Here is a 16,443-nt window from a genome sequence, read left to right as displayed (position 1 = left end):
CCTCGGCGGTTATGGATCCCGGGTTCCGCTGCGCGGCCCCGGGATGACGGCGGAGGGTGGCAGAGCCATCGGCGGAGACGCAATGCTCACGCATCCTTCGCCATCCGCGGATCGAGGGCGTCGCGCAGGCCGTCGCCGACGAGGTTCACGGCGAGCACGGTGAGCGACAGGAAGATCGCCGGGAACAGGATGATGTAGAACTTCACCTGCCAGAGCGCCCGGCCCTCGGCCATGATGTTGCCCCAGGACGGGGTCGCGGGCGGCACGCCGGCGCCGATGAACGACAGGATCGATTCGGCGATCATCGCGGACGCGCAGATGTAGGTCGCCTGCACCGTCATCGGCGCGAGGGTATTGGGCAGGATGTGGCGCCAGATGATCATCGGCATGCGGGTGCCGGTCGTCACCGCCGCCTCGACGTAGGGCTGCTCGCGCAACGAGAGCACCACGCCACGCACCAGCCGGGCGACGCGGGGGATCTCCGCCACCGTGATCGCCAGGATGACGTTCTCGACCGAGCCGCGGGTCAGCGCCATCAGGGCGATGGCGAGCAGGATCGGCGGGATCGACATCAGCCCGTCGACGATCCGCATGATGATCCCGTCGGCCCAGCGCACCATGCCGGAGACGAGGCCGATGGCGAGGCCCGCGAGCGAGGCGAGCAACGCCACCGCGAAGCCGACGAGGAGCGAGACACGGGCGCCGTAGACGACGCGGGAATAGATGTCGCGCCCGAGCATGTCGGTGCCGAACCAGTAGAGCGCCGAGGGGACCCGCGTGCGCCGCGACGGGCTGATCGCCGTCGGGTCGACGGTCCAGAGGAACGGCGCGAGGATCGCCATCAGGGCGACGAGCACCAGGATCGCGCCGCCGATCACGATGGTCGGGTGGCGCTTCCAGGTCCGGCGGATCGGCCCGAGCGCCTTGCGCGGCGGGTAGAGGTCGGGCAGCGGCGCGGCGACCGCGAGGCCCGCCTCCGGACCCAGAGGTTGGGCGGCGCTCAATAGCGGATCCTCGGGTCGATGAGGGTGTAGAGGAGGTCGATCGCGAGGTTCACCAGCACGTAGGTGAAGCTGAACAGCAGCACGACGCCCTGGATCACCGGGTAGTCGCGCCGCAGGATCGCGTCGACGGTGAGGCGGCCGAGGCCGGGGATCGCGAACACCGTCTCGGTGACGACGGCGCCGCCGATCAGGAGCGCGATGCCGATGCCGATCACCGTGACGATCGGCACCGCGGCGTTCTTCAGCGCGTGGACGAACAGCACGCCGCCCTGCGCCACGCCCTTCGCCCGCGCGGTGCGGACGTAATCCTGCTGGAGCACGTCGAGCATCGTCGCTCGCGTCACCCGGGCGATGAGCGCGATGTAGACGAGGCCGAGGGTCAGCGCCGGCAGGACGAGGTTGGCGAGCCAGGGCCCCACCCCCTGCTCGATCGGCGTGTAGCCTTGCGCCGGCAGCCAGCCGAGCTCGAGGGCGAAGACGTAGGCAAGGAGATACCCGACGACGAAGACCGGCACCGAGAAGCCGAGCACCGCCGCCCCCATCACCAGCCGGTCGACGAGGCGCCCCGCCTTCCAGGCCGCGACGACGCCAAGCGGCACCGCCACCAGCACGGCGAAGATCAGCGTGACGAGCATCAGGGACACGGTCGGCTGCACCCGCTGGCCGATCATGGTGGTGACCGGCAGGTTGGTGAAGATCGAGGTGCCGAGATCCCCGTGCAGGATGCGCCAGGCCCACTCGCCGAAGCGGACCAGGAACGGCCGGTCGAGGCCGAGCGAGGCGCGGATGCGCTCGATATCGGCCGGCGAGGCCTGGTCGCCGGCGATCAGGGCTGCCGGATCGCCCGGCGCCAGCGACAGCAGGCTGAACACGAACAATCCGACCACCGCCATCACCGGGATGACGGCGAGGACGCGCCTGACGAGGAATCCGAACACGGGAGGATCCTTCAGGCCTTGGACACGCCCCAGGTGAAGGGCAGCGGTCCCTTGCCGACGCCGGTCACGGTCTTGCGCCAGGCCTGGTAGCCGAGGAAGTAGCCGGTCGGCACGTAGACGCCGCCACTCACCGCCGCCGCGTTCACCTTGTCGATCGCCGCCTTCTCGGCCGCCGGATCGGCGGCGTCGAACCACTCGGTGATGCCGGCCTCGACCGGCGGCAGGTCGGGCCAGCCGAACCAGGCCTTGTCGCCGTTGGCGCGGATCGCCGGGTAGACCGCCGGGTTGATGCAGTCGGCACCCGCGTGCCAGGTGTGGAACATGTTCCAGCCCCCCTGCGAGGGCGGCGCCTTCGAGGCGCGGCGCGTGCCGACGGTACCCCAGTCGGTGGCGACGAAATCGACCTTCATGCCCATCTGCTTGAGCAGGTCGGCGGTCACGTCGCCCATGTTCTTGGTGATCGGCTGGTCCTGCGCCACCACGCAGACCACCGGCTCGCCCTTGTAGCCGGCCTCGGCCAGGAGCTTCTTCGCCGCCGCGATGTCGCCCTTGCCGATTTTCTGGCCGCCCGCCTCGCTGTAGAGCGGCGTGCCGGGCGTGAAGAAGCCGGGCAGCGGCTTCCACAACTTGTCGTCGTCGCCGATCAGCGCCCGCATGTAGTCCTCCTGGTTCATGCCCATGAGGACGGCCTGGCGCACCTTCGGATTGTCGAAGGGCGGGTGCAGGTGGTTCATCCGGAACGCGCCGATATTGCCGAGCGGATCGGCGATATCGACGTTGATGTTGGAATTCTTGCGCAGCAGCGGGACGAGATCGGGGATGGGGTTCTCCCACCAGTCGACCTCACCGTTCTGGAGCGCCGCCGAGGCGGTGGCGGGATCGGGCATGATCACCCACTCGACCCGGTCGAGCAGCATCCGCTTGCCGCCGGCGAGCCACGACGAGGGCTCGTCGCGCGGCTTGTAGTCGGCGAACTTCTCGAACACCGCGCGGGCGCCGGGCACCCATTCGGAGCGGGCGAACTTCATCGGGCCCGAGCCGACATACTCGGTGATCTGCGTGAACGGGTCGGTCCTGGCGATCCGCTCCGGCATGATGAAGGCGCAAGGGGCGTTGTTCTTGCCCAGGGCGAGCAGGAGCTTGGGGAACGGCTTCTTCAGCTGCCAGCGGAAGGTGCGGTCGTCGACCGGCGCCAGCTCGGCCTGGATCGCCCGGATCATGATCCCCATCGGGTCGCGGGCCATCCAGCGGGTCAGGCTCGCCACCACGTCCTTCGACAGCACCGGCTCGCCGTCGTGGAACTTGAGGCCGGGCCGCAGGCGGAAGGTCCAGGTCAGGCCGTCGGACGAGACCTCCTCCGACTCGACCATCTGGCGCTGCGGCTTCAGCTGCGCGTCGACGCCGTAGAGCATGTCCCAGACGAGGGCGGCGGCGTTGCGGACGACGTACTGCGTCCCCCAGATCGGGTCGAAATTGGCGAGGTTCGCTTGCGGCACGAAGCGCAGCACCTTGGCCGGCTGCGCCAGCGCCGGGGCGGCGAGCTGGGGCGCCATGCCGGCAGCACCAAGCGCGGCCGAGCCTTTCAGAAACGTCCTGCGGTCCATGGCGTGTCCTGCCTGCGGGGCCTGTGGTCGTGAGCCGTGCCCGGGCCCCGTGAGGGCCGGCTCTCCCGCGAGGTTCGCCCCGGTCCGATCCCTCGGTCAAGGCGGTTCGCGGGTTGTCAACGGTCACGCTCGGCCGGGGAGCAAGCTTCGCGCCAGACGCGGCGCAGTGGAGATGCGCATTGGTACGACGGCGCGGAGCCAGGCGCCTTAAGCCCTCGTGCCTATCGCCTTCGGTCGATGTTCGGGCACGAGCAATCGGTCATGTTGAGCAATCATCGCTCTTCGTGTGAGAGTCCGGAAGCTGACTATGGATGTGTCTTCGGCATCGATGGCTGGGCCGATGGGACGCGACGGTGAGATCATCCTCGATGCCCCGTCGCCTGCGGTCGATTGTCGGGTCTCGAACATTACGGCAGCCGGCGCCGTGCTCACGATGCCGGCCGGGCTCGCGGTGCCGGACGCGTTCACGCTGGCGATCGCCGGCGAGTTCGTGATGCGCCGCTGCCGCGTGGTGTGGCGCCGGCGCGGCCGCGTCGGCGTGGCGTTCGAGATGCCGGCCTGACCCCGCGCGAGATGTCCTCGTGTCCGGCCTCACGCGAACCGGCCTAGAATCGGCACGTTGAGGCCGGCGCGATCAACCGATCCCGCCGGGTGAACACAGGACATCCGGCGGGTCTCGAGCGACGCGCGAGCGCGAGGATCGTCGATTTACCTTGACCATGACCGTATCTCACGCCCGACGAGCGAGCCCGATGCGGCGCGCTCCCGCCGACCCGACGCGAAGCACGCCCCGATGCTGAGCCAATCCGACGACACCGCGACCGAGATCCGGACGTTTCCGGTATTCGAGCGGCGCTGGAACTGGTTCCAGACCGGCGTGCAGAGCCTGATCGGCTTGGTGATCGCCGCCGGCCTCGCCGGCCTGTTCGGCGACGGGCCCCTGGCGCATGTCGAGCGCGCGGTGCCGGGCACGCCGATCGTGCTGCGCTACGACCGCTTCCTGCGCGCCGGCTTCCCCTCGCGGATGCGGATCGGGATCACCCGGCCGCTCGACGCGGAGCACGTCTCGATCGACCTCGACGCCGATTTCCTCGCTCACGTCTCGATCGACGCGACCCAGCCGCGGGCCGAGGCAGTGGACGCAACGCCCGCCGGCGTCACCTACCGCTTCCGCCTCGGGCCCGAGCGCCGGGGCGACATCAGCCTGATGCTGTCGCCGCGCGAGATCGGCCCGGTCGCGGCCCGGGTCTCGGCCCTCGGCCGGCCGGTCGACGTGCCGCTGCTGATCTATCCCTAGAGCACCGCCCGAGCGCACTGCGATCAGGCGGCGCTCCAGGCCATTGATTTTGCTGCATTTTCTACCACGAACCGGCATCCGCTTCGTCGGAAAACGCTGTAGCCCGAGGTTCCGCGATGCGCACCGTGCTGACCGCCGCCCTGATGTACGGGGTCGTCCTGCTCCTGCTGCGGGTCACCACGCGGCGCATCATGCGCTCGGCCACGCCGCTCGACATGGCGGTGGTGTTCCTGTTCGGCGGCATGGCGGTGCAGCCGATCCTCGGCGCCGACCGCTCGATCACCGGGGCGCTCCTCGCCGCCTGCACGGTCGCGGGCATGCACCTGGCGGTCTCGCGGCTGAAGCTGTGGTGGCCGGTGGTCGGGCAGGTGGCGGAGGGCACGCCGGTGGTGATCTACTCCAACGGCACCTGGGACTGGAACCAGATGCACCGCCTGCGCATCGACGAGCGCGACGTGGTCGCCGAGATGCGCCAGAACGGCGTCCGCAGCTTCTCCGAGGTGCAATCGGCAATCATCGAGCACACGGGTGGCATCACCATCGTGCCGAAGGAGAAGCCGTGACGCCTGGAATCAGGGCAGATGACGGGACCGCGACGGCGGAATCCGGGATTCTTCACCGCTGAGATCCCGGGACGAAGCGGTGGTCCGGCGCGCCACGACCGCGAAACGCCGGAGCCCCCTGCACCGGCAGCGCTTGTCGCGACCCCGTCCCCGTGCTCCGCTGCCGCGATGCCGCTCCAGGACGCCTCGATGCCCGCCACCTCCGATCTCGTGACGATGCGCGCCACCGACCTCGCGCGGGCGATCCGCGACCGGGCGGTCTCGGCGCGCGAGGTGATGCAGGCCCATCTCGACCAGATCGCCCGCCACAACCCGGCGGTGAACGCGGTCGTCTCGCTGCGCGATCCCGACGCGCTCCTCGCGGAGGCCGAGGCCGCCGACCGGGACCTGGCGGCGAACGGCCCGCGCGGGCCGCTCCACGGCCTGCCGCACGCGGTGAAGGACCTCTCGGCCACCGCGGGCATCCGCACCACGCAAGGCTCGCCGCTGTTCCGCGACACGGTGCCCGAGACGGACGCGCTCCACGTCGCGCGGCTTAAACGCGCGGGCGCGATCCTGATCGGCAAGACCAACGTGCCGGAATTCGGCCTCGGCTCGCATAGCCACAACCCGGTCTTCGGCACGACCCGCAACGCCTACGACCCAGCGAAGGCCGGCGGCGGCTCGAGCGGCGGGGCGGCGGTGGCGCTGGCCTTGCGCATGGTGCCGCTCGCCGACGGCAGCGACCATGGCGGCTCGCTGCGCAACCCGGCCGCCTGGAACAACGTGCTGGGCCTGCGCCCCGCCGCCGGCCGGGTGCCGGGCCAGACCGACGAGGTGTTCCTGCCCGCGCTCGGCGTCAACGGGCCGATGGCGCGCTGCACCGCCGATCTCGGCCTGCTGCTCTCGGTCCAGGCCGGGTACGATCCCCGCACCCCGACCGCGATCCGCCAGGATCCGGCGGTGTTCGCCTCGGTCCGGCCGCGGGAGCTGAAGGGGCTGCACATCGGCTGGATCGGGGATTTCGGCGGTCACCTGCCGTTCGAGCCAGGCGTGCTCGATCTCTGCGAGGCGGGCCTGAGCGTGTTCTCCGCCCACGGCGCCGCGGTCGAGCCGGTGCTCCCCGCCTTCGATCCGGAGGCGATCTGGCACGCCTGGCGCGTGATGCGCCAGTGGATCACCGGCGCGACCCTCTCGGCGCATTGGGGCGACCCGGGCAAGCGCGCCCTGATGAAACCGGAGGCGGTCTGGGAGGTCGAGCAGGGCCAACGGCTCTCGGCCTTCGACGTGCACGCCGCCAGCGTCACCCGTACCGCCTGGTACCATTGCGTGCGCGGCCTCTTCGAGCGCTTCGACGTGCTGGCTCTGCCCAGCGCGCAAGTCTTCCCGTTCGACGCCGGCGAGACCTGGCCGCGCCACGTCAACGGGCGAGAGATGGACACCTACCACCGCTGGATGGAGGTGGTGGTGCCGGGCACGATGTCCGGCTGCCCGGTGATCAGCCTGCCGGTCGGCTTCAACCCGGCCGGGCTGCCGATGGGCATCCAGCTCATCGCCCCGAACCAGGCCGAGGCCGAGCTGCTGGCCATCGCGGCGGCCTACGAGGCGGTGACGGGCTTCGACCGGATCGTCCCGCCGGCCCTGCGCGGCTGAGCCTTTCGCCGATCACGCCGGCGTGATCGGCCTAGGCGTCCTGCCGTGCTTGCCGGTCGCGGGGGCTGGCGGCATACATGGCGGGCAACAAGCTCGGCCACGCCACAACCGGCCGACACCCGAGGAGACCCCGATGAAGCCCTTCCTGATGGCGGCGCTCGCCGCCAGCGTGTCCTTCGCAGGCGTCGCCTTCGCCCAGGACACCACCGCCGGCGACACCAAGGCCAAGGTCGACAACCTGGAGAAGCTCGGCAGCTTCAAGCAGACCGGCGTCGCCGAGCCGCCGCCGATTCCGCAGACCGGCCGGCGCGCCGACGCGATCAACCGCACGCTCCAGAAGATCAAGGTGCCGGACGGGTTCAAGATCGAGCTCTACGCCGTGGTGCCGGATGCCCGCGCCATGGCGGTCGGCCCGAATGCCGGCGTGGTCTTCGTCGGCACCCGCAAGTCGAAGGTCTACACCGTCACCGACCGCGACAAGGACCGCGTCGCCGACGAGGTCAAGGTCTACGCGCCGGGCGTCGACTTCAAGATCCCGAACGCCGTCTGCTTCTCCCGCGACGGGGTGCTCACCATCGTCGAGCAGAACCGCGTGCTGGCCTTCCCGGCGGCCGAGTTCTTCTACGAGGGCACGGACGGCCCGGCGGTCGTCGTGGTCAAGCAGGGCGAGCTGATCCCCCCTAGCGAGGAGAGCTACAACCACACCGCCCGGATCTGCCGCATCGGGCCTGACGGCAAGCTCTACGTCTCGCTTGGCCAGCCCTACAACGTGCCGCCGAAGGACAAGGCCGACCTCTACGCCAAGACCGGCATCGGCGGCATCATCCGCATGGACGCCGACGGCAAGAACCGCGAGGTCTACGCCACCGGCATCCGCAACTCGGTCGGCATGGACTTCGCCCCCGACAAGACCCTGTGGTTCACCGACAACCAGGTCGACGGCATGGGCGACGACCAGCCGCCGGGCGAGTTGAACCAGATCACCAAGCCCGGCCAGAACTTCGGCTTCCCGTATTACGGCGGCGGCAACGTGCGCACCGTCGAGTACAAGGACGACAAGGTCCCGGCCGACGTGGTGCCGCCGAAGGCGGAGCTGCCGCCCCACGCCGCCGATCTCGGCATGATCGTCTACAAGGGCAAGCAGTTCCCCGAGAAGTTCCGCGGCGGGATCTTCACCGCCGAGCACGGCTCCTGGAACCGCACCACGCCGATCGGCGCCCGGGTGATGTTCGTGCCGGTCAACAAGGACGGCACCGCCGGCAAGCCCGAGCCCTTCGCCGAGGGCTGGCTGACGGAAGGCGGCGAGTATCTCGGCCGCCCGGTCGACGTCGCGACCCTGCCCGACGGCTCGCTGCTCGTCTCCGACGACACGGCCGGCGCGATCTACCGCATCTCCTACGAGAAGTAGGTTCTTTGGAAGGGGGCGGCCGCTGCCGCCCCCTTCCCTTCAGGAGACGTCCATGACCCGCGCGCTTGCCCTCCTGCTCCTCCTCGCCGCGACCGCACCGGCCGCGGCCGGCGACGCCAAGGCCGGCCGGGCCAAGGCGGTCGGCTGCCAGGCCTGCCACGGCCTCGACGGCCTCTCGAAGCTGCCCGACGCCCCCAACCTCGCCGGCCAGGTCGAGCCCTACCTCGTCAAGGCGCTGACCGAGTTCCGCAACGGGACGCGCAAGAACGAGGTGATGTCGGTGGCGGCGCAGGACCTGTCGGATGCCGACATCGCGAACCTGGCGGCGTATTACAGCGGGATCCAGATCGACGTGATTCCGCCGGGCTGAGGGTTGTTGGCCGCGAGCCCTATCGATCGACCTCCGCGGACCTACCATGCTCCGCATCTCGTAGCCCGCTTCCCTGGGCCAGGAGAATGGAGGGGAAGAGAGCGGGAAGGAAGAGAACGACGAGCCGGACGGGATCAAGCCCCCACCCGCCCGATCACTGCCACCGGCCCGCCCCCATCCGGCCCCTGGTGCTCGGCTCCCCCTGAGATGAACAGGTCCGTCCGCCCGATCGCCGCCGCCGCGACGCCCCCGACCAGCGCCCGGGCGTGGCGGGTGGCGTTGATGTCGCTGTCGTCGTTCATGATGTGGCGCTGCCCGCGGATCAGGCCGTCGCCCGAGGGCTCGGCCTTGGCGAGCAGGGCGACCACCCGGGCGGCGGCCTCCGGCGGGAGCTGGCCGGTCGCGGGAAAGCCGAGATCGGCGAGCGCCCCCTGGATCGCCGGGAGGTCGATGCCGTCGCGCATCACCCGGTGGGCGATGCGCAAGGGGCCGTTCCAGCCGGGCGCGTTGCCGAGCACGATGACCTCGTTGCGCATCAGCTCGATCCCCGCCGAGGCGCTGGCGCGGCCGGAATAGAGGTCGCTGCGGGTGCCGATCACCGCGTCGTCGAGCACGGATTCCGGGATCTCGCCGAGCGCCAGCCCGATCCCCAGCGCCGAGGCGCCGCGCGACAGGCCCATCGAGGCGTAGGTGTCGTGGGTGGCCACGGTCTCGCCCCGGGCGGCCGCCTCCTGGATGCGGGCGCTGGTGAGAAGCGGGCACTTCACCTGCACGAAGTGCACGTCGGACGCCTCCTCCAGGCCCGCCGCCGCCATGGCGCGGCGCACGGCGGAGGCGGTGGCGCGCACCTGCGCCATCCGGCCGATCTCCTCGGGGAGAAAATCGTCGGTAAAGGCGGTGCCGACCGCGAGCGCCCGGCCGGTCCCCGCCGGTCCCTCGCGCCGGGCGAGGACCAGGAGGTGGGGCGAGAGCCCGCCCTCGGTGCCGCCCGACATCACCAGGGCGACCCGGGCGCCGATCGCCGCCGGCGGGACCCCGAGCCGGGCGCCGAGCGAGGCCTCCAGCGCCATCACGGCGAGCGAGCGGGTGAAATCGTTGACGCAGCCGTTGCCCTCGGTCTTGCCGAACACCGCCACGATCTCGTGCGGAGCGACCGCGCCGGACTCGATCAGGGCGTCGAGGCCCGAGACGTCGGCGGGGTGCCGGGTCGGCACGCGAAAGACGAGGCATTCGGGCATCGGGGACTCCGTGGAACCATCTCGCCGTCCCAGGGACATTCGGCCGGGGAGCGGCGGGGCCGCCCTTGCAAATGCGCCGCCAACCCAGGCCCTGGTGCCGCGCCGCCACAAGCCTGGCCATAACTGCCCGGGCCCGGGTAGCCGGGCCGGGGGCGGATGCGCTAGTCTAGGCTCCCGCGCCCGGGAGGTCGACAACCCGATGCCGATACCGTTGAGCCGCACCCGGCCCGCCGTGTCCGCACGGGCCTCCCTGTTCGTCCGGGCCGGAATGCCCGCCCGGATCGAAGCGTCCGCCGGATGAGTTTCGTCTCGCCCGTGCCCGGCGGCGCCCCGCAGCGGGTGCTGATCTACTCGCACGACACGTTCGGGCTCGGCCACCTGCGTCGGGCGCGGGCGATCGCGCACGCCCTGGTGGCGGAGGCGCCGGAGCGGCGGGTGGTGATCCTGTCGGGCTCGCCGGTGAGCCACGCCTTCCGCTTCGCCCCCGGGGTGAGCTGCCGGCGCCTGCCGGGCGTGACCAAGCTCGCCAGCGGCGAGTACCAGAGCCTTGGCCCCGGCCACGGCCTCGACGAGGTGGTGGCGACCCGCGCCGCCCTGATCCGCCACGTCGCCGAGCGCTTCGATCCCGACCTGTTCCTCGTCGACAAGGAGCCGGCGGGCTTCCACGGCGAGGTGCTGCCGGCGCTCCACCGCCTCAAGGCCCGGGGCTGCCGGCTGGTGCTGGGCCTGCGCGACGTGCTCGACGCGCCGGAGCTGCTGGCGCCGGAATGGGAGCGGAAAGGGGCGCTCGCGGTGCTGCCGCTCTACGACTCGCTCTGGGTCTACGGCCTGGAGGAGATCTACGCCCCCCTCGACGGGCTGGCGCTGCCCGCCGGCGTCGGGAGCCGCCTGACCTATACCGGGTACCTGCGCCGCGAGGCGCCCGATGCGGGCCCGCCCGACGAGCCGGTGGAGGAGCCGTTCCTCCTCGTCACCCCGGGCGGCGGCGGCGACGGGGTCGAGCTGGTCGAGGCGGTGGTGCGGGCCTACGAGGCGCAGTCGCTTGAGCACCGGGCGCTCGTGGTGTTCGGCCCGTTCTTCCCGGCCGCCGAGCAGGCGCACCTGCGCGCCCGCATCGCGGCGCATCCGCGCCTCGCCTCCCTCGATTTCGATGCGCGGCTGGAGCGGCTGATGCGCCGCGCCGCCGGCGTGGTGGCGATGGGCGGCTACAACACGTTTTGCGAGATCCTGTCCTTCGACCGCCCGGCCCTGATCCTGCCGCGGGTGCGGCCGCGGCGCGAGCAGCTGATCCGCGCCCGCGCCGCCGCGCGGCTCGGCCTCGTCGGCGTCATCGAGCCCGGGGCGGACGAGGATACCGCCCGCATGGCCGCGGCGCTCGACGCCCTGCCGCAGCAGCCGCCCCCCTCGTCCCGGCCGATCCCCGGCCTCCTCGACGGCCTGCCGGCAATCCGTCGCCTCACCGCCGCATCGGACGCGGCTTGCGTGGCCGCCGAGTAAGCCAGTCCCTCTATGCCCCCGCTCCGCATCGCCGTCCTCGTCAAGGGCTACCCGCGCCTGTCCGAGACCTTCATCGCCCAGGAACTCCTCGGGCTCGAGGCGCGGGGCCTCGACCTCGCGATCTGGTCGCTACGCCAGCCGCATGACGGCGCGGTGCACCCGATGCACCGCCAGATCCGCGCCCCCGTCGCCTACCTGCCGGAATACCTCCACCAGGCGCCGCTGCGGGTGCTGCGCGGCGCGCTCGCGGCGTTGCGCCGGCCGGGCCTGTGGGCGCTGCTCGCCCTCGTGCGGCGCGACCTCGCCCGCGACTTCACCCCCAACCGGGGCCGGCGCCTCGGCCAAGCCCTGGTGCTCGCCCGTGAGCTGCCGGCCGGGATCGGGCACATCCACGTCCATTACCTGCACACCCCGGCCTCGGTGGCGCGCTACGCCGCGCTCCTGAGCGGGCGGAGCTGGAGCGCCTCGGCGCATGCCAAGGACATCTGGACCACGCCGGACTGGGAGCTCGCCGAGAAGCTGGACGACCCGCGGCTCGCCTTCGCGGTCACCTGCACGGCGGCGGGTGCGGCGCGCCTGCGCGAGGTCGCGACGGATCCGGGGCGGGTCTCGCTCGTCTATCACGGCCTCGACCTGTCGCGGTTTCCCGCGCCGCCGGAATCACGCCCGCCCCGCGACGGCTCGGACCCGGCCGATCCCCTGAGGATCGTGACGGTCGGCCGGGCCGTGGCGAAGAAGGGATTCGACGACCTCCTCGACGCGCTCGCCGCCCTGCCCCCGGACCTGCACTGGCGCCTCGCCCATGTCGGCGGCGGCGAGGCGCTGGCGGCGCTGCGCGCGAAGGCGGCGGCGCTCGGCCTGTCGCAGCGGGTGATCTTTCTCGGCGCGAAGCCCCAGCCGGAGGTGGTGGCGCTCCTGCGCGAGGCCGACCTGTTCGTGCTGCCGGCCAAGCGCGCGCCGTCCGGCGACCGCGACGGGCTGCCCAACGTCATCATGGAGGCGGCCTCGCAGGGCCTGGCCGTCGTCGCCACCGACTTCGCCGGCATCCCGGAATTTCTCCGCGACGGGGTCGAGGGCCGGCTGGTGCCGCCGGGCGACTGGGGGGCGCTGTCGAACGCCGTCAACCTGCTCGCCCGCGATCCCGCCGAGCGAGCGCGCCTCGCGGCGGCGGCGCTCGCCCGGCTGCGATCCGAGTTCGGTGCCGAGGCCGGGTTCGCGACCGTGGCGCGCCTGCTCGCGGATGCGGCCAAAGGTGCGGCGATGCGATGAGCCGGGTCGCCTTCTACGCCCCCCTCAAGGCCCCCGACCACCCGGTGCCCTCCGGCGAGCGCACGATGGCCCGGCTGCTGCTGCGGGCGCTGGCCGTCGCCGGGTTCGCGCCGGAACTCGCCAGTTCCTTGCGCACCCGCGATCCCGACGGGTCGCGGCATCCGGCGTTGCGGGCCGAGTCGCGGGCCGAGGTCGGGCGGATGCTCGCGGCCTACCGGGACGACCCGCCCGCCCTGTGGTTCACCTATCACGTCTACTACAAGGCGCCGGACTGGATCGGCCCGGCGGTGTCCCGGGCGCTGGGGATTCCCTACGTGGTGGCGGAGGGCTCGCGGGCGCCCCGGCGCGCCTCCGGCCCGCACGCGCTCGGCCATGCCGGGGCCGAGGCCGCCCTCGACGCCGCCGACCTGATCCTCGTCATGAACCGCCGCGACCGGCCGGCGCTCGAGGCGGCGCGGCCAGGGCGGCAGGTGCTCGCCGACCTGCCGCCGTTTCTCGACCCGGCGGAGTGGCCGCTATCTGGCATCGAGCCGGGCTTCTCAGGAATAAGCCCTGGAAGAGAATGGCGGGGGATCCCCTCTCCAGGCGATGCCGGGCCTGCCCGGTATCGCTACAAGGTTTGGGAGGGGGGTAGGGGTGAGGGTGACACGGTTCCGATCGAAACACTGACCGTCCCGCTACCAGCACGACCGCCACAGCTTTTCGCGGAAGCGTGTCACCCTCACCCCCGACCCCTCTCCCACACGGGAGTGGGGGGATCCCGCGCCTCTTCCTTTCATCGATCACCTCTGCAGCCCGCATCCTCACCCGCTCCCCTGCGCCTCCTCACCGTCGCGATGATGCGCGAAGGCGACAAGCTCGCCTCCTACCGCCTTCTCGCCGAGGCGCTGGCGCAACTCGGCGACCGGCCCTGGACCCTCGACGTCGCCGGCGACGGCCCGGCATCGGCGGAGGTGGATTCCCTGCTCGCACCGTTCGGCGACCGGGTGCGCCGCCACGGCGCCGTCGCGCCCGCCGCCCTCTCGACCCTCTACGCCACCGCCGACCTCCTGGTCTGGCCGGCGGTCAACGAGGCCTACGGCATGGCGCTCCTGGAGGCGCAGGCCCATGGCTGCCCGGTGGTGGCCGGCGGCTACGGCGGCGTGCCGGACGTGGTGCAGGACGGCGCGACGGGCCGGGTGACGCCGCCGGGCGATGCCGCCGCGCTCGCCGCCGCGATCCGCGACTTCGCCGGGGCACCCGCAACCCTCGCGGCGATGCGGAGCACCGCCCTCGCCTTCGCCCGCGAGGAGCGCGGCCTCGACAAGGCGGCCGCCCGCCTGCGCGCGGCGCTCGGCCCGCTCGTGCGGAGGCATGCGTGAGCCGGATCCTGATCGCCGTCACGCATCTCCTCGGCGCCGGGCATCTCACCCGGGCGGCGGCCCTGGCGCGGGCCTTCGCGGGCGCCGGACACACGGTCACGCTCGTCTCCGGCGGCATGCCTGCGGCCCTGCCCCGCCTCGACGGCATCCGCCTGGTGCAACTGCCCCCGGTGCGGATCACCGGCACCGCCTTCACGGCGCTCCTCGACCCCGACGGCGCGCCGGTGACGGCCGAGCGGCTGGCGGCGCGCCGCGACGCACTCGTCGCCACCTTCGCGCAGACCATCCCCGACGCGGTCATCACCGAGCTCTACCCCTTCGGCCGCCGGGTTCTGGCGCCGGAATTCGAGCCGCTGGTCGAGGCCGTCCGCGCCGCCGCGCCGCGCCCGCTGCTCCTCGCCTCGATCCGCGACATCCTCGCGACCCCGAGCCGCCCGGATCGGATCGCCGCCACCCACGCCCGCCTGGACGCCTACGACGCCGTGCTGGTCCACGGCGATCCCGCCTTCCTGCCGCTCGACGCGTCCTGGCCGGTCGATGCGAGAATCGCGCGGCGGCTGCGCTACACCGGCTACGTCGACGACGCCGAGGCGATCCCCGCCCCGGATCGTCCCCGCGCCGGCATCGTGGTCTCGGGCGGGTCCAGCGCCGCGGGATTGCCGCTCCAGGAGGCGGCGGTCGGCGCGGCGCTCCTCACCCCCGGCCTGTCCTGGCGCATCCTCGTCGGTCGCGCCGTGCCCGAGCCCGCCTTCGCGGCGCTGGCCGCGGCGGCACCCGGGAACGCGGTCGTCCAGCGGGCGCGGCCGGACTTTCGCGCGCTCCTGACCGGCGCCGCCCTGTCGGTGAGCCAGGCCGGCTACAATACGGTGCTCGACCTGCTGCATGGCGGCTGTCCGGCCCTGCTGGTGCCGTTCGAGGCCGGCCACGAGACCGAGCAGCGCCTGCGGGCCGAGACCCTGGCCGCCCACGGCCTCGCCCGGGTGCTGCCGGAGAGCGAGCTCACGGCCGAACGCCTGGCAGAGGCGGTCCGGGCCGCACCCCCGCCGGGCGCGGACCACGCCATCGCGCGGGACGGGGCGCGGCGGAGCGTGGCGATCGTGGAGGCGATGCTACGAGATGCCGGCCTGCCCGCATCCTTATCGGATGAAGCGCTGATCTCCCCTCTCCCCGACAGATCCCGGGCTTGCCCGGGATCTGCAGGCGACAGACGAAGTCGGGCAAGCCCGACTTCTCGCGGGGAGAGGCCTGAGCTCCGAAGGGGCTCAGGGAGCAGCGAACCGCAGGTTCGCCGCGAGGGTGAGGGGGTCTCGACGCGTGAGACTCCTCCGGGCGCCCCCCCTCACCCTCGCTCCGGCTTCGCCTCCGCTCGCTGCGTTCCCTGGACGGGAACGCAGCCCTCTCCCCGCCCGCCGGGAGAGGGGGAATCCGCGCATGCTGAATTGCGACCGGAGACAAGAAGCCCGGCCGTACTCGCCGCCCCTCTCGACCTCACCCCCCTCACCGATGCCCTCGCCCGCGCCGCGGACGAGGGCCGCATCACCACCTTCTGGTGGCGCGACGACGACGCGACCGCCCATACCCCCGCCCTCGACCGCCTGCTCGCCCTCGCCGCCAGGACCGGCTGGCCGGTGGCGCTCGCGGCGATCCCGGCCCGGGCCGAGCCGTCGCTGGCGGCGCGCATAGCCGACGAACCGGGCGTGGACCTCCTCGTCCACGGCCTCGCCCACGCCGACCACGCGCCGCCTGAGGCCAAGAAGGCGGAGTTCGGCCCGCACCGCGCCCTCGCGGCGCTGCGATCCGACGCCGCGGAAGCGCTGGGACTCGCGAAAATCCGCCTCGGCCCCCGCCTGCTGCCGGTGCTGGTGCCGCCCTGGAACCGCCTCGCCCCCGACCTGCCGGCGGTCCTGCCGGCCCTCGGCTATCGCGGCGTCTCGGCGGCCCATCCCCTGCCCCCGGTCCCCGGCCTCGCCCAGGCCCACGCCGCGGTCGACCCGGTCGCCTGGCGCGCCGGCGGCGGGCTCGCCGATCCGGAAAAAATCGTCGCCCGCGCCGCTCGGGCGGTGGCGGAGGGCGGTCCGGTCGGGCTCCTGACCCACCACCTCGTGCAGGACGCGGCGACCTGGGCGTTCTGCGAGCGCCTGCTCGACCATCTCGCCGCCCACGCAGCGGCGGACCGGGGATCAAGAATATCGCGTGCCGCCGCTTTGTTTGCGCCCGCGACGTCGCCCGTGTCACAAACGGACCCTATCTTCCCGTGAAGAT

The 16,443-nt window shown here is 72.4% G+C and carries 14 protein-coding genes; 10 read left to right on the top strand and 4 right to left on the bottom strand.

Annotated features, from left to right (window positions below):
- Positions 1–86 precede the first annotated feature (86 nt).
- Genes ACS5PV_RS25430 through ACS5PV_RS25420 form a run of 3 tightly spaced genes read right to left on the bottom strand, consistent with a single transcriptional unit; the run spans position 87 to position 3,546 of the window.
- Complete coding sequence (locus ACS5PV_RS25430) at positions 87–1,004, bottom strand: ABC transporter permease (protein WP_455398132.1); 918 nt, start codon at positions 1,002–1,004, stop codon at positions 87–89.
- Entirely contained in the window at positions 1,001–1,942 is a 942-nt protein-coding gene (locus tag ACS5PV_RS25425; protein WP_455398131.1) for an ABC transporter permease, read from the bottom strand. The genes ACS5PV_RS25430 and ACS5PV_RS25425 overlap by 4 nt, the downstream gene beginning before the upstream one ends.
- A gap of 11 nt (positions 1,943–1,953) precedes the next feature.
- Positions 1,954–3,546: an ABC transporter substrate-binding protein gene (locus tag ACS5PV_RS25420; RefSeq protein WP_455398130.1), complete on the bottom strand. Its 1,593-nt coding sequence runs from the start codon at positions 3,544–3,546 to the stop codon at positions 1,954–1,956.
- A 307-nt stretch (positions 3,547–3,853) separates the two neighbouring features.
- Here ACS5PV_RS25420 and ACS5PV_RS25415 point away from each other — a divergent pair, with 307 nt between their 5' ends.
- The 6 genes from ACS5PV_RS25415 (at position 3,854) to ACS5PV_RS25390 (ending at position 8,816) form a co-directional block, all read left to right on the top strand.
- Positions 3,854–4,108 (top strand): PilZ domain-containing protein, encoded by a 255-nt coding sequence (locus ACS5PV_RS25415; RefSeq protein WP_455398129.1) that lies wholly within the window; start codon positions 3,854–3,856, stop codon positions 4,106–4,108.
- Between the two features lie 231 nt (positions 4,109–4,339).
- The gene (locus ACS5PV_RS25410) at positions 4,340–4,843 is read left to right on the top strand and encodes a hypothetical protein (protein WP_455398128.1); all 504 of its coding nucleotides are present in this window, start codon (positions 4,340–4,342) and stop codon (positions 4,841–4,843) included.
- A gap of 116 nt (positions 4,844–4,959) precedes the next feature.
- Positions 4,960–5,406, top strand: a complete 447-nt coding sequence (locus ACS5PV_RS25405; RefSeq protein WP_455398127.1) for a DUF421 domain-containing protein — start codon at positions 4,960–4,962, stop codon at positions 5,404–5,406.
- Between the two features lie 189 nt (positions 5,407–5,595).
- A complete protein-coding gene (locus ACS5PV_RS25400) occupies positions 5,596–7,038 on the top strand; it encodes an amidase (RefSeq protein ID WP_455398126.1) in 1,443 nt (480 codons plus the stop codon).
- Between the two features lie 133 nt (positions 7,039–7,171).
- Entirely contained in the window at positions 7,172–8,446 is a 1,275-nt protein-coding gene (locus tag ACS5PV_RS25395; protein WP_455398125.1) for a PQQ-dependent sugar dehydrogenase, read from the top strand.
- Positions 8,447–8,498: 52 nt separating this feature from the next.
- A complete protein-coding gene (locus ACS5PV_RS25390) occupies positions 8,499–8,816 on the top strand; it encodes a c-type cytochrome (RefSeq protein WP_109972401.1) in 318 nt (105 codons plus the stop codon).
- A gap of 134 nt (positions 8,817–8,950) precedes the next feature.
- On the opposite strand, the gene atzD is transcribed toward ACS5PV_RS25390, so the two are convergent.
- The gene (gene atzD, locus ACS5PV_RS25385; RefSeq protein ID WP_455398124.1) at positions 8,951–10,054 is read right to left on the bottom strand and encodes a cyanuric acid amidohydrolase; all 1,104 of its coding nucleotides are present in this window, start codon (positions 10,052–10,054) and stop codon (positions 8,951–8,953) included.
- A 297-nt stretch (positions 10,055–10,351) separates the two neighbouring features.
- Here atzD and ACS5PV_RS25380 point away from each other — a divergent pair, with 297 nt between their 5' ends.
- From ACS5PV_RS25380 to ACS5PV_RS25365, 4 genes are read left to right on the top strand one after another with little or no spacing between them, the layout of a single operon-like run.
- Positions 10,352–11,551 (top strand): glycosyltransferase family protein, encoded by a 1,200-nt coding sequence (locus ACS5PV_RS25380; RefSeq protein WP_455398123.1) that lies wholly within the window; start codon positions 10,352–10,354, stop codon positions 11,549–11,551.
- A gap of 12 nt (positions 11,552–11,563) precedes the next feature.
- Complete coding sequence (locus ACS5PV_RS25375) at positions 11,564–12,820, top strand: glycosyltransferase (protein ID WP_455398122.1); 1,257 nt, start codon at positions 11,564–11,566, stop codon at positions 12,818–12,820.
- Entirely contained in the window at positions 12,817–14,181 is a 1,365-nt protein-coding gene (locus ACS5PV_RS25370) for a glycosyltransferase family 4 protein (protein ID WP_455398121.1), read from the top strand. Before ACS5PV_RS25375 ends, ACS5PV_RS25370 begins: the two co-directional genes overlap by 4 nt.
- Entirely contained in the window at positions 14,178–16,439 is a 2,262-nt protein-coding gene (locus ACS5PV_RS25365) for a glycosyltransferase (protein WP_455398120.1), read from the top strand. The genes ACS5PV_RS25370 and ACS5PV_RS25365 overlap by 4 nt, the downstream gene beginning before the upstream one ends.
- Positions 16,440–16,443 lie beyond the last annotated feature (4 nt).

Source organism: Methylobacterium sp. Gmos1, assembly GCF_053764715.1.
Note: the sequence above shows the minus strand (reverse complement) of the source record. Positions and strands in the feature narration are given on the sequence as shown.

Coding starts and splice junctions, on each gene's coding strand:
- ACS5PV_RS25420 (WP_455398130.1), bottom strand. CDS start 3,546: ATGGACCGCAGGACGTTTCTGAAAGGCTCGGCCGCGCTTGGTGCTGCC.
- ACS5PV_RS25415 (WP_455398129.1), top strand. CDS start 3,854: ATGGATGTGTCTTCGGCATCGATGGCTGGGCCGATGGGACGCGACGGT.
- ACS5PV_RS25410 (WP_455398128.1), top strand. CDS start 4,340: ATGCTGAGCCAATCCGACGACACCGCGACCGAGATCCGGACGTTTCCG.
- ACS5PV_RS25405 (WP_455398127.1), top strand. CDS start 4,960: ATGCGCACCGTGCTGACCGCCGCCCTGATGTACGGGGTCGTCCTGCTC.
- ACS5PV_RS25400 (WP_455398126.1), top strand. CDS start 5,596: ATGCCCGCCACCTCCGATCTCGTGACGATGCGCGCCACCGACCTCGCG.
- ACS5PV_RS25395 (WP_455398125.1), top strand. CDS start 7,172: ATGAAGCCCTTCCTGATGGCGGCGCTCGCCGCCAGCGTGTCCTTCGCA.
- ACS5PV_RS25390 (WP_109972401.1), top strand. CDS start 8,499: ATGACCCGCGCGCTTGCCCTCCTGCTCCTCCTCGCCGCGACCGCACCG.
- atzD (WP_455398124.1), bottom strand. CDS start 10,054: ATGCCCGAATGCCTCGTCTTTCGCGTGCCGACCCGGCACCCCGCCGAC.
- ACS5PV_RS25380 (WP_455398123.1), top strand. CDS start 10,352: ATGAGTTTCGTCTCGCCCGTGCCCGGCGGCGCCCCGCAGCGGGTGCTG.
- ACS5PV_RS25375 (WP_455398122.1), top strand. CDS start 11,564: ATGCCCCCGCTCCGCATCGCCGTCCTCGTCAAGGGCTACCCGCGCCTG.
- ACS5PV_RS25370 (WP_455398121.1), top strand. CDS start 12,817: ATGAGCCGGGTCGCCTTCTACGCCCCCCTCAAGGCCCCCGACCACCCG.